This window comes from Veillonella dispar, assembly GCF_900637515.1.
GTDB lineage: Bacteria > Bacillota > Negativicutes > Veillonellales > Veillonellaceae > Veillonella > Veillonella dispar.
In genome coordinates this window covers 1,336,268-1,347,819 of sequence record NZ_LR134375.1, presented here as the reverse complement: position 1 = coordinate 1,347,819, position 11,552 = coordinate 1,336,268, and the positions used below count along the sequence as shown (strand labels likewise).

General features: G+C 37.2%; 10 protein-coding genes and 1 pseudogene. All 11 read left to right on the top strand.

The features are described 5' to 3' along the window. Window positions 1–27 precede the first annotated feature (27 nt). The 11 genes and pseudogenes from EL171_RS06275 to EL171_RS06225 all read left to right on the top strand — a co-directional run bounded on the left by EL171_RS06275 (window position 28) and on the right by EL171_RS06225 (window position 11,541). The gene (locus EL171_RS06275; protein ID WP_005387052.1) at window positions 28–1,026 is read left to right on the top strand and encodes a nucleoid-associated protein; all 999 of its coding nucleotides are present in this window, start codon (window positions 28–30) and stop codon (window positions 1,024–1,026) included. A gap of 80 nt (window positions 1,027–1,106) precedes the next feature. Further along, window positions 1,107–1,598: a Cys-tRNA(Pro) deacylase gene (gene ybaK / locus EL171_RS06270; RefSeq protein WP_039969269.1), complete on the top strand. Its 492-nt coding sequence runs from the start codon at window positions 1,107–1,109 to the stop codon at window positions 1,596–1,598. Window positions 1,599–1,607: 9 nt separating this feature from the next. Then, window positions 1,608–2,333, top strand: coding sequence for a ribonuclease H1 domain-containing protein (locus EL171_RS06265; protein ID WP_005387050.1), 726 nt, complete (start codon window positions 1,608–1,610; stop codon window positions 2,331–2,333). Window positions 2,334–2,355: 22 nt separating this feature from the next. Further along, on the top strand, window positions 2,356–3,279 hold the full coding sequence (locus EL171_RS06260; protein ID WP_039969268.1) for an NAD-dependent epimerase/dehydratase family protein: 924 nt from the start codon (window positions 2,356–2,358) through the stop codon (window positions 3,277–3,279). A gap of 20 nt (window positions 3,280–3,299) precedes the next feature. Beyond that, entirely contained in the window at window positions 3,300–3,578 is a 279-nt protein-coding gene (locus EL171_RS06255) for a DUF1294 domain-containing protein (RefSeq protein ID WP_005387048.1), read from the top strand. 84 nt (window positions 3,579–3,662) lie between these two features. Beyond that, the gene (locus tag EL171_RS06250; protein ID WP_126413454.1) at window positions 3,663–5,099 is read left to right on the top strand and encodes a phosphoglucose isomerase-related protein; all 1,437 of its coding nucleotides are present in this window, start codon (window positions 3,663–3,665) and stop codon (window positions 5,097–5,099) included. A gap of 9 nt (window positions 5,100–5,108) precedes the next feature. Then, window positions 5,109–6,098 (top strand): annotated as a pseudogene (gene galE, locus EL171_RS06245) (UDP-glucose 4-epimerase GalE). 129 nt (window positions 6,099–6,227) lie between these two features. Next, window positions 6,228–7,088 (top strand): hypothetical protein, encoded by an 861-nt coding sequence (locus tag EL171_RS06240; RefSeq protein ID WP_005387042.1) that lies wholly within the window; start codon window positions 6,228–6,230, stop codon window positions 7,086–7,088. Continuing rightward, window positions 7,070–8,335 carry a type II secretion system protein GspD gene (locus EL171_RS06235; protein WP_005387039.1) on the top strand — a complete coding sequence of 422 codons (1,266 nt, stop codon included), beginning with the start codon at window positions 7,070–7,072 and terminating at the stop codon, window positions 8,333–8,335. Before EL171_RS06240 ends, EL171_RS06235 begins: the two co-directional genes overlap by 19 nt. A gap of 28 nt (window positions 8,336–8,363) precedes the next feature. Then, window positions 8,364–10,283: an ABC-F family ATP-binding cassette domain-containing protein gene (locus EL171_RS06230; RefSeq protein ID WP_005387038.1), complete on the top strand. Its 1,920-nt coding sequence runs from the start codon at window positions 8,364–8,366 to the stop codon at window positions 10,281–10,283. A gap of 109 nt (window positions 10,284–10,392) precedes the next feature. Beyond that, on the top strand, window positions 10,393–11,541 hold the full coding sequence (locus EL171_RS06225; protein WP_005387036.1) for an ABC transporter substrate-binding protein: 1,149 nt from the start codon (window positions 10,393–10,395) through the stop codon (window positions 11,539–11,541). The last annotated feature ends 11 nt before the right edge of the window (window positions 11,542–11,552 follow it).

Sequence of the window (11,552 nt, the reverse complement as noted above, 5' to 3'; positions counted from 1 at the left end):
TCGTTTTTACTGTTATAAGGAGGCATCATGCAGATTAATAAGGCGGCGCTAGAGATTTTCGATTTTACGTCTTCTTTAGCTGTATACTCTGAACATGAATTAAAGGTTGGCGATCAAGCTATTCATGATTATATTTCAAATCATGTAGTTAAGGCGTTCAAAGACCCCGGTGCTAGAACAGGTACCTTGCATGATGCAAGTCCATTTGGTAAACAATTAGTCGATTATAAAAATGGAGACCTTAAGTTTATAGAGTTATCTAAGAATTTAGGTGAAAGCTTGTTTACCTATATGAAACAAGCGACGGACTCCGTTGTTATCGATACGATTATTTGTGAAGCTGTTACGGATGCATCTTATATCTGCATTCTTCTGTGCCAAGCTCATGATGCTTTTACTCATCAACTATTTAGTGAAGATGATGGCAGTTTAGCTACAGAACTTGTTTCTCATAAGGCTGTGTTGCCTATGCCTTCACAAAAGTTACGCGCCTTTGCATCGATTAATTTGCATGATTTTAGCGTTCGAATTTTTGAACCAAAAGGTGAATTTGATGGTGAAGTATCCTATATCTTAGCAGATAAGGTATTGCAATTAGGCACTAACCAATCTTCTAGAGATACGGTGAAAAAGGTGAAAGCTATCGTAGATAAGGTGGCTCAAGCCCATGAGTCAGATGGTGTCGTTGAATTGACGATTGCAAAGTCTATGATTGCGAAAAATGCAGAAGTATCTGATACAGTAGATCCTGTTCGCATTGTGGAAGAGGTATTTAAAGCCAATCCTGTTCAACAAGAGGCGGCTAAGAAAGAATTAGCTGATGCGGATATGATGAGGCCTCTACCTGTTAATCGAGAGTTTGCTACGAAGGTTGGCGAACATCATAAGATTAAAACCGATACGGGCATTGAAATTTCTTTTCCTGTAGAGTATATGAAAAATCGCGAGTTCATTGAAATCAAAACTAATGATGATGGAACCTTGCGTATTGAACTAAAAAATATTAATAAAATCGTAAATAAATAGTAATGAAAAATATATTTATCGATAGAAATATATTATGGTATGATTAAATTTATTTGTTATGCTAGTATATGGAGGTTATAGTGGGTAAAGAGAAACATAAGAAAACAAATGCATTACGTATTTTAGATACTCATAAGATACCTTATAGTATTAGCGAATATGAGTGGTCTGAAGAGCGTGCTGCAGGCCTTCATGTAGTAGAAGCTTTAGGACTCGATGAAAAACAAGTCTTTAAAACACTTGTTGGTAAGGGCGATAAAACAGGGTTTGTAGTATTCTGTATTCCAGTGGCTGAAGAGCTAGATATGAAACAAGCGGCTCGTGTCAGTCATAATAAGTCTGTAGAACTGATTCATGTTAAGGACTTACTAGGTATTACCGGATACTTACGGGGCGGATGTTCTCCAGTGGGGATGAAAAAATCATTTCCTACCTATTTTGATGCCACAATGGAGCCTCAAGAGTTTGTATATGTAAGCGCTGGTCTACGAGGCATGCAGATGAAGGTAAATCCAAAGAACTTGGCCTCTGTTGTAAATGCTGAATTTGTATCACTTACAATGGATCATTAAGAGGTACGTATGGCAAAGAAGTTTTATGCAGTTCGTCAAGGCCGTGTACCAGGAGTTTATACTACATGGGCAGATTGTGAGAAACAGGTAAAGGGTTTTGGCGGTGCTATCTACAAATCTTTCCCTACAGAAGCAGAAGCACGTGCCTTTGTAGATGATTCAGGATTATCCTTGAGTGATTTCATGAGTGCTAAACGGAGCGAACCTAAATCGCCACAAGCAGTTAAGTCTAAATCTATGAATTCTAGACCTATAGGATTTAGTTCTAAAGTTCAAAATAAGGTATCTCCAGATGTGGTGAAACCAGATTTTACTAAGGCCGACCATATTATTGCTTATATTGATGGTAGTTATAATAAAGGGACTAATACTGTTGGCTCAGGTGGTGTTATCTTCTTGAATGGGACTAGAAAGACTTTTTCCTTTCCCTCTACTGATGAACGATATACGGCTTTTTGGAATGTGTCTGGCGAGCTATTAGCTGCGATGTATGTTATGAAATATGCTGTTGATCATGGTATTCCTGAATGTTCCTTATATTATGATTATATGGGAATTGAAATGTGGGCTACCAAAAGATGGAAACGGAATAATGCACTAACTCAACAATATGCTGCATTTTATGATTCTATAAAAAATCGTGTGCGCGTACACTTTCACAAGGTGGCAGCACATACGGGCGATACATATAATGAAATGGCCGATGCACTAGCTAAACAAGGTGCAGGTATTTAGAAATATAAGAAGGGAGGATACTATGAATATATGTGTTACAGGTGGGGCTGGATTTATTGGCTCTCATCTCGTTGATCGATTAATTGAATTAGGGCACAATGTGCTTGTTATAGATAATCTATCTACAGGTATGCGTTCTTTTGTACATGAGTCCGCTCAATTTATTGAGATGGATGTACGAGATCCAAAGCTAGTATCTATTTTTGAAGAGTTTAAGCCCTCTATTGTATTCCATGAGGCTGCTCAAACTATGGTGCAGTCCTCAATGGAGAATCCTGGATATGACTGTGATGTTAATTTACTAGGGCTAATAAATGTACTTGATGCATGTCGTAAGGTGAAAGTTGAACAATTTTTAATGCCTTCTTCAGCTGCTGTTTATGGGGACTTAGCAGTATTACCATTGACTGAAGAACTTAGTGGTATGCCATCATCCTTCTATGGTTTGACTAAGCTTACCGCAGAAGGATATTTGCGTATTTATCGTGAAGCTTTTGGATTAAATACAGTATGCTTTAGATATGCCAATGTATATGGACCACGTCAAGGTGATGGTGGTGAAGGCGGCGTTATAAGTATTTTCAATCGTTTAATTGTTGAAGGTAAGCCTTTAACCGTATATGGTGATGGGGAACAAACAAGAGACTTTATTTACGTAGAAGATGTGGTAGAAGCTAATATTAAGGCTATGGGAAATAATAACTGTACAGGTATTTATAATGTTTCTACCAATACGGGAACATCTGTAAATGAGTTGATTACGCGATTCAGAACTATTAGTGGTGCCGACTTTATGGTTCATTATGAGGCTGAACGCATAGGTGATATCAAACATTCACGGTTAAGCAATGCAAAGGCGGAACGCGATTTTGGATTTGTAGCATCCACAACATTAGATGATGGCTTACAAAAAACATTAGAATATTTTAAGGCTCATCATAAGTAAAAAATATAAGGTTTGGGGACATGAGTGATACACAATTTTGGGTTACTGTAGGCGTATGGAATCTAATTGTATTTAGTATGTATGGCTATGATAAGTTATGTGCTATAAAGGGGTATAATCGAATTTCAGAGTTTACATTATTATTTTTAGCATTTGCCTTTGGTGGCCTTGGTGCTCTATTAGGTATGGTTATTTGGCATCATAAGACTTTAAAGATTAAGTTTAAGCTAGCTATTCCTATCGCATTGTTATGGTCTGTTTATGCAGTGGGTTTTGGCTATGGCTTGTGGGTAAAATGATTGCATAAACTAATATTTTATTCATTGTTTTATGGTATAATGAGTAGAATATTGTACATAAAATGTCAGTAAAGGAGATATTTGATGTTGCGGTTACAATCAGGGTTCGAGTTAGATTACGCTAACATATATAATGAAAGTTGCATACAAGAACGAGACGTAAATAACTTTGAGCGTGCTATACAAAATGTTTGGCGTCATACAAATATTTTGCGTTCTACAGGCTTTGAAGAAGGACATGTTTCTAAGGATGGACTGCCTGAACCGGTATTGTTTTACCAACTTCCTTATATTTCAGAAGATGGTATCAATACACCTGCAATGTTGAAACGACTTTATGAACTGCGGGACTATGCTCGCCATAATATTGACACAGTTGTATCTGTAGGCATTGGTGGCTCTTACTTGGGTAGTAAGGTTATTTTCGATGTCCAATGTGGTGCGTTTTGGAATAATCTCAGTACGGAAGAACGAAATGGATATCCACGGATGTATTTTGCTGGATTTAACGTAGATGGTGATTATTTATCAGGCCTTATTCGTACCTTAGAGTACCAAGCTCAGACAAAAGGATCAGACTATAAGGTGATGCTCGTTATTACATCTAAGTCAGGTTCTACCATCGAGCCAATGGCTAACTTCATGATTTTGGAAAAAGCTTTACAAGATCGTAATATAAATTATGAAGTGGTAGCTGTTACCGATATGTCTGATGATGAACATCCTACAGTTTTACGCTCTATGGCAATAGAGAATCATTGGAAGACCTATAGCATTCCATATGGTGTAGGTGGTCGTTTCTCTGTATTTACTGAAGTAGGTTTCGTTACAGCTGCTCTCGTAGGATTTGATATTGAAGGTTTCTTGGCAGGTGCAGCCTCAATGGATGCGGCCTGTCAAGAAGAGGATATTTTTAAAAATCCTGCTTTATTAAGTGCTTTACTAAAATATATTGCGTCTGAACGGTACGGTCGTATTATTGAGGTGTTTATGCCTTATGGTGAAGCGCTTCACTCCTTATCTGATTGGTATGTACAACTATTATCCGAATCTTTAGGGAAGATGAGTAATACTTGCTTACCATATGGTCGTACGCCGGTTGCTGCAGTAGGGACTATGGATATGCATGCTCAAGTACAAGAGCATCAAGAGGGCCGTCTTAATAAGGTGGTTCAATTTATTAAGGTTAAGGATTGGAAACATAATCTTGTAGTGCCTAATACACATAGTCAATATGAACGATTACAAGCACTTGGCAATGTAGGTATTTGTGATATTTTGAATATTGCTTTAGATGCCAATAGAGAGGCCTTATCTAGCGATAATCGTTTTAATATGACGATAACTGTACCAACATTAAATTCATTCCATTTAGGGGAAATTATGTTTATGCATTGTTGGGCAGTTTATTTCGAGTCTATTTTTGCTGGTGTTGATGCCTTTGACCAACCAGGTGTTGAGGTCTATAAACGTCTCATCGGGCCTAAATTAGCTCGTGCAAAGGATACACATAATTCATAAGGGGGAACTATGAATATTTTAGTAACAGGTGGTGCTGGCTATATTGGGAGTCATACTGTACGTGCCTTACAACAAGCAGGTTATACACCAATCATTGTAGATAATTTATCTCGCGGACATGTAGAATCTATTCCTGAAGGGGTTACATTCTACAATATGGATATTGCAGATCCTAAGTTAGTAGATATTATGAAAGATCATCATATTATTGGGGTTATGCATTTCGCTGCCCATTCTCAAGTTGGAGAATCAATGGTAAATCCAGCTATTTATTATGAAAATAATGTAGTTGGATCCTATCACCTTATTTAATCTGCTCGTACTGCTGGGGTAAAACATTTTGTGTTTTCTAGTACGGCTGCTGTATATGGCGAACCAGAGGTGGTACCAATTCGTGAAGATGCGCCATTGCATCCAACTAATGTATATGGTCGTACTAAACTGATGATTGAAGAAATGCTATCTGATTATAGTGCTATTTATGGTTCTACGTATGTTGCATTGCGTTATTTTAATGCGGCTGGCGCAGATCCGTCTGGTACGATTGGGGAAGATCATCATCCGGAAACACATTTGATTCCGCTTGTGCTAGATGCAGCTCGTGGTAAAAGAGAGCACATAACTGTTTTTGGTACTGATTATAATACAGCTGATGGTACATGTGTACGCGATTATATTCATGTTAATGATTTAGCTGCTGCCCATGTTTTGGCTATGGATTATCTACGTAAAGGCGGCGAGTCCCAAGTATTTAATCTTGGTAGCGGAAATGGCTTCTCCGTAAAAGAAATCATTGAAACTGCAAAAGAGGTTACAGGCATCGATATTCCTGTTCAATATGGTGATCGTCGTGCTGGGGACCCTGGTACATTGATTGCTTCTTCTGAGAAGATTAAAAACTTACTTGGTTGGGACTCTAAATTCAGTAATGTAGCTGATGTTATCAAAGATGCTTGGAAATGGCATACATCTCATCCTGATGGTTTTAAAAGCAAATAAAACAAGAACAAATCCTTTTGATTTGTCAATATAATGAATGACTCTATTAGTCACCTAGGTGACTGGTAGAGTCATTTTTTTGTAGGAATTTAAAAGGACCTCCTAGAAATAGTCTGCAGGAGGTGAATTATGAACTTACAAGACTATATAGAACAGATCAAAGGCTGGATTGTTAGACAATATTTTCTTATACGACACTATCGAATTGTAATTTTTATATTCTTTATACTGGCTTTAGCAATGATAGCAGCTGGTATTTTTTATCCTCACAAAGATGAACATATCGATATTAATTCAGCACAATCAGAGGATACTATTGATAATCAAAGGCAGGTAGATGCAAAAGAGCAGTCATCAAAGAGAGCTAATAAAAAAAGAAATGGTAACAATAACGGAAAATCTAGTAAAGCTGGTGTGGAGAATAAGGCCGTACATGATGAGAAAGATGACTCTATTGTTAAAGGACGCTTACTATATGATGTGAGTAGTGTAGAACGGCCTCATCCTTGGCGAGAGGTCTTTAAGGATATTTCTAGTACCGATTTATTAAGCCAAAGTGATGAGATGAAAGATATGGATAACGATTTAGATACTATTAGTAATGATGAAACATCACTTAGTGATAGTAAGAAAATAAGTAATAAAAGAACTTCACGGCGGCATAGAAGTACTAAGAATAAAAATATAAAAACGGATAGAAAGAATAAAGATTGGAATAGCAATATGATCCATGATGATATTAATAACTATAGTAATGAAAGTGTTCACTCCAGAACAAGTATTAATTCTAATGCGTTGACTTTAGAACAACCAATTGAACTGGTGGGCATCATTGAAGGAAATCAAAATATAGCTATTGTACGAAAAGGTTCAGAGGAACTGATGGTTACAGTGGGGAGTAGTTGGCAAGGAATATCCATATCTAATATTACTGCAAGTGGTGTAGAAATCATTGAAGGAGGTTCGTCGCGATGGCTAAAAATCGAGTGATCATAAAAATAGTTATATTAATAGTTGCACTAATATATTTTTTATTAGCACAAACGTTAGTTGTAACAGGAAATACTATAGAAGATAATGTAATAAAAAATGTAGGAAATAATGCAACAAATAATTCAGTAAAGAGCGTAGAACCTTATAAAGATAAAGAAACAATTACAATATCTGTACGCAATGCCTCTTTAAAGGATACTGTGTTAGGCATTTGTCGCAGTTATGGTATATCAGTTATCGGAGTAGAGTCATTAAAGGGCAATATTACAGCAAGTGTAAAAGGAGAGTCTCCAGAAGAGATTATTAAAGAGCTAGGGCGGTTATATCATTTTACTGTAACAAAACAACATAAGACTCTTCTTATTGAATCTGAGGATACTGCACTAGAGAATAGAGAGCTCTATGTAGTTTCTCCTGAACATCTGCCTGCAGAGTCTTTATCAAATATAATGGGAACAGTAGTAAAAAATGATAAAATGGCTGTGCTTTCAGAACAAAACGAAGTAATAATGCATTTGACAAGCGGAGAAAAGAGGCGTGTAGAAACCCTAATCAATGCAGTTGACAAGGAACCTAAACAAGTACAATTAGAAGCAACCATCATTGCTATGGAACAATCTTATGCAAAAGAGCAAGGATTTAGATGGTCCTGGCTCAGCTTGACTGGACATGGAGAAGATAAGACTAATTCCTATGGGGCTGTTACCTTTGGTAAAACACCAGGCGGTGAAGCTTACAAATTTTTTGTAAAACCAGAACTAAGTCTTATGGAAAGTTCTGGAAAAGCTGTTCTAATAGCTAAACCATCCATTATGGCCCTCAATGGTGAGACAGCACATATATTAATAGGGGAACGTATACCCGTTATAGAAGAGTCAGAGGTAAATGGAGAGCGCAAGCGTTCTACCCGCTATGAAGAGGTAGGGATTAAGTTAAACTATACTCCCATTATTACCGCAGATGGCGGTGTAGACGCAAAAATACATGCCGAGGTAAGTACACCGATTATGGTATCTGAAATGAAAGCTTATAAAATTAGTACGCGGCAAGCACATACAAGAGTGCGTTTACAACCAGGAGAGGTACTCGTTATAGGCGGCCTCATGGACAATCGCGATCAGCACCAAATACAAAAGATCCCTATATTAGGAGACATTCCTTTATTGGGGAAATTATTTCGTCATAGTAGAAAAACAAAAGATTCTATAGAAATGTTAATATTAGTGCGAGCAAATGTGGTATAATAAAGGGTAAATGATTAGGAGGTTGTGAATGGAACGCATTCGAATGATAGGCCTTGGAAAGTCATTTGGGGTGCGCCAAGTATTTTCCAATGTGTCCTTTGAGATAAAAGAAGGTGATCGCCTAGCCTTAGTAGGTCCTAATGGGGCTGGGAAATCGACCTTATTAAAATGCATATTAGGCTATGAAGATCTTGATGAAGGTAATGTAGTTAAGTCGCCTGTTGCAAGCATTGGCTACTTACAACAAGATGTAAATCTTGGTGATGATAGTTTAGCTACTGAGATTGAAAAGGCATGGGCTGATGTACATGCATTGGAAGAACAACTTAAAGAACTTACCACACGCTTAGAAACAGAAGAGGCTAGTGAATCTGATTTACAACGATTAGATTATTTACAAAATCGCCTTGAATGGTTAGGCGGCTATGATTACGAGCAAAAGACTAAGCGCATCATTTATGGTCTTGGCTTTACTGATGAGGATTTAGATAAACCAGCAAGCGCTTTTTCTGGTGGTCAAAAGACTCGAATTAATTTAGCTAAAGCATTGGTACGGCGTCCAGACTTTTTATTCTTAGACGAACCAACTAACCATTTAGATATGGACATGTTAGAGTGGCTTGAAGGGTATTTGTCTGCCTATCATGGCGGGATTCTCATTGTCAGCCATGACCGTTATTTCTTAGACCGTATTGTCACTGGCGTTGTAGAATTGGATAACCATAAGGCTACAACGTATCGTGGTAATTATAGTCGGTATATTCAACAGCGGGATGAACGGTTGAAAGCGGATATGGTGGCCTATGAGAAACAACAGGAGTACATCAAAAAGACAGAGGCTTATATAGATAAATACCGCGCAGGTATTAAATCTAAAATGGCTCGTGGACGGCAGTCTCAACTTAATCGTTTAGAACGACTTGATGCACCGGTAACTTCACATCATTTACAATTTTCTTTCCCCCCTGCTGCGATGAGTGCCGATAAGGTTCTTGTTCTAGATCATTTATCAGTAGGATATGGTGAAAATCCTATCATTGATGATATATCACTCGTAGTACGACGTGGAGAATCAGTAGCCCTTATTGGACCTAACGGGGCTGGTAAATCGACACTCGTAAAAACTATAGTAGGTGAATTATTCCCTGAGAATGGTCACGTAGATATCGGTAACCGCGTACAAGTGGGATACTTCTCACAAGAGCATGAGGAATTACATGATTCTTGGCAGGTAGTAGAAGAGGTTATGAACCATTTTAACTATACTGAAGAAAAAGCCCGCAATGTATTAGGCTCATTCCTTTTTAAAGGGGATGATGTATTTAAGCTAGTAGGAGACTTATCTGGTGGTGAGAGAGCTCGGTTAGCATTGTTAAAATTATTCCTTCAAGGTGATAATTTCCTTATCTTAGACGAACCGACAAACCATTTAGATATTCCAACGCGTGAAATTGTGGAAGAAGCATTACAACAATTTGAAGGTACTTGCTTTATTATTTCTCATGACAGATATTTTTTGGATCAAGTTTCTACAAAAACCATTGTTCTAGATGATGGGAAAATTACTGAATATCTCGGTAATTATTCGTATTACAAAGAAAAGTTAAAAGAACAGGAAGATTTGTTAGCCATAGCTAACGAGCAAAACTTAGAAAATAGTGTTAGTGATAATAAACATACTTCTATTAATGAATCTATACTTTCAGTAGAAGAATCTACAGAGGGATCGCAGAAGAAACCGAACGCCTATATGATAGAAAAGCAATTAGCTGAGGTGGAATCTGAAATTGCCCGATTAGAAGCAACTATGAAAATGTATGAAGTTCAATTAGCTAATCCTGTAGTACAGCAAGATTTAGATGAAATGTCCAAAATTTCCATACAAATTGAATCAACACAAAGTGAGTTAGATGCATTATATGAAAAATGGGAACGACTATCTGAATAACTTATAATAGTATATATTATTATAGAGTTATTTTAATTGACAAAAAATTAAAAACTCTAATAATATAGATATAGATTTAAAGTTTTATGTTCCAAAGGAAAGGTGTAGCATGAATAAATCCATGTTAAAAAAAGCAGCCATTTTTGGTCTTGCTGGTGTAATGGCAGTTGCTGCTGGTTGTGGCAGTAATAAAGATGCAGGTAATGCAAATAGCAATGAGGCTAAAATTGCATTGTTAACAACAACAACTGGTGGTGCAGCGGCATATGGTGAATCCATTAAAGCTGGTGCAGAATTGGCAGTAAGCGAAATCAACGCTGATGCAAATGCTGTAAAAATCAACTTGTTAGTAGAAGATACTAAAGGTGATAAAAACGAAGCTATCAATGCAATGAATAAAGTAATTTCTAAAGATAAAGTTGTAGCTGTTATTGGCCCAATGTTATCTGGCGAAATGATGGCAGCAGGTCCTGTAGCAAACAAAAGCAAAATCGTAGCTCTTGGCACATCTACAACTGCTGAAGGTATTACAGATATCGGCGATTACATTTTCCGTAACGCTGTACCAGAATCCTTGGCAGTAGATACTGCAATTAAAGAAGCACATAAAACTTTAGGCTTCAAAACTGCAGCTATTATGTACTCCAACAACAATGACCAAATGGTATCTGTAAATAATACAGCTCGTAAAGCATTGGAATCCGAAGGTGTACAAATTGTTGATACTGAAACATTTGCAGATAAAGATACTGACTTCTCTGCACAATTAACTAAGATTCAACAAGCAAAACCTGATGTTATCGTAGTTGCTTCTCTTTACCAAGAAGGCGCATTAATCATGAAAAAAATGCGTGAAATGGGTATGAATCAACCTGTAATTGGTTCTAATGGTTTCAACAGCCCTGAATTCATTAAAATTGCAGGTGCTGCAGCTGATGGTGTTATCGTAGGTACACCTTGGTTCCCTAACAAAGACGATCAAAAGGTAAAAGACTTCCGTAAAGCTTACAAAGATAAATACGGTAAAGAACCAGACCAATTCGCAGCTCAAGCTTATGATGCAGTATACCTCTATGAAGCAGCTTTGAAAAAAGCAGGTTCTACTACAGATCGTGAAAAATTCCGCGAAGCTTTGAAAAATATTGCTGACTTCGTTGGTGTAACTGGTCAATTCAAGTTCAACGAAAAACGCGATCCTTCCATGGAAGTTCAAGTTTTACAAATTAAAAACGGTCAATTTGACGCATTAAAAAAATAAAAGTTGAGGTA

Excerpts from the sequence above, each read along its gene's own strand:
- EL171_RS06265 (WP_005387050.1), top strand. The coding sequence starts at position 1,608 with ATGGCAAAGAAGTTTTATGCAGTTCGTCAAGGCCGTGTACCAGGAGTT.
- EL171_RS06260 (WP_039969268.1), top strand. The coding sequence starts at position 2,356 with ATGAATATATGTGTTACAGGTGGGGCTGGATTTATTGGCTCTCATCTC.
- EL171_RS06225 (WP_005387036.1), top strand. The coding sequence starts at position 10,393 with ATGAATAAATCCATGTTAAAAAAAGCAGCCATTTTTGGTCTTGCTGGT.
- EL171_RS06235 (WP_005387039.1), top strand. The coding sequence starts at position 7,070 with ATGGCTAAAAATCGAGTGATCATAAAAATAGTTATATTAATAGTTGCA.
- EL171_RS06230 (WP_005387038.1), top strand. The coding sequence starts at position 8,364 with ATGGAACGCATTCGAATGATAGGCCTTGGAAAGTCATTTGGGGTGCGC.
- EL171_RS06240 (WP_005387042.1), top strand. The coding sequence starts at position 6,228 with ATGAACTTACAAGACTATATAGAACAGATCAAAGGCTGGATTGTTAGA.
- EL171_RS06250 (WP_126413454.1), top strand. The coding sequence starts at position 3,663 with ATGTTGCGGTTACAATCAGGGTTCGAGTTAGATTACGCTAACATATAT.
- EL171_RS06255 (WP_005387048.1), top strand. The coding sequence starts at position 3,300 with ATGAGTGATACACAATTTTGGGTTACTGTAGGCGTATGGAATCTAATT.
- EL171_RS06275 (WP_005387052.1), top strand. The coding sequence starts at position 28 with ATGCAGATTAATAAGGCGGCGCTAGAGATTTTCGATTTTACGTCTTCT.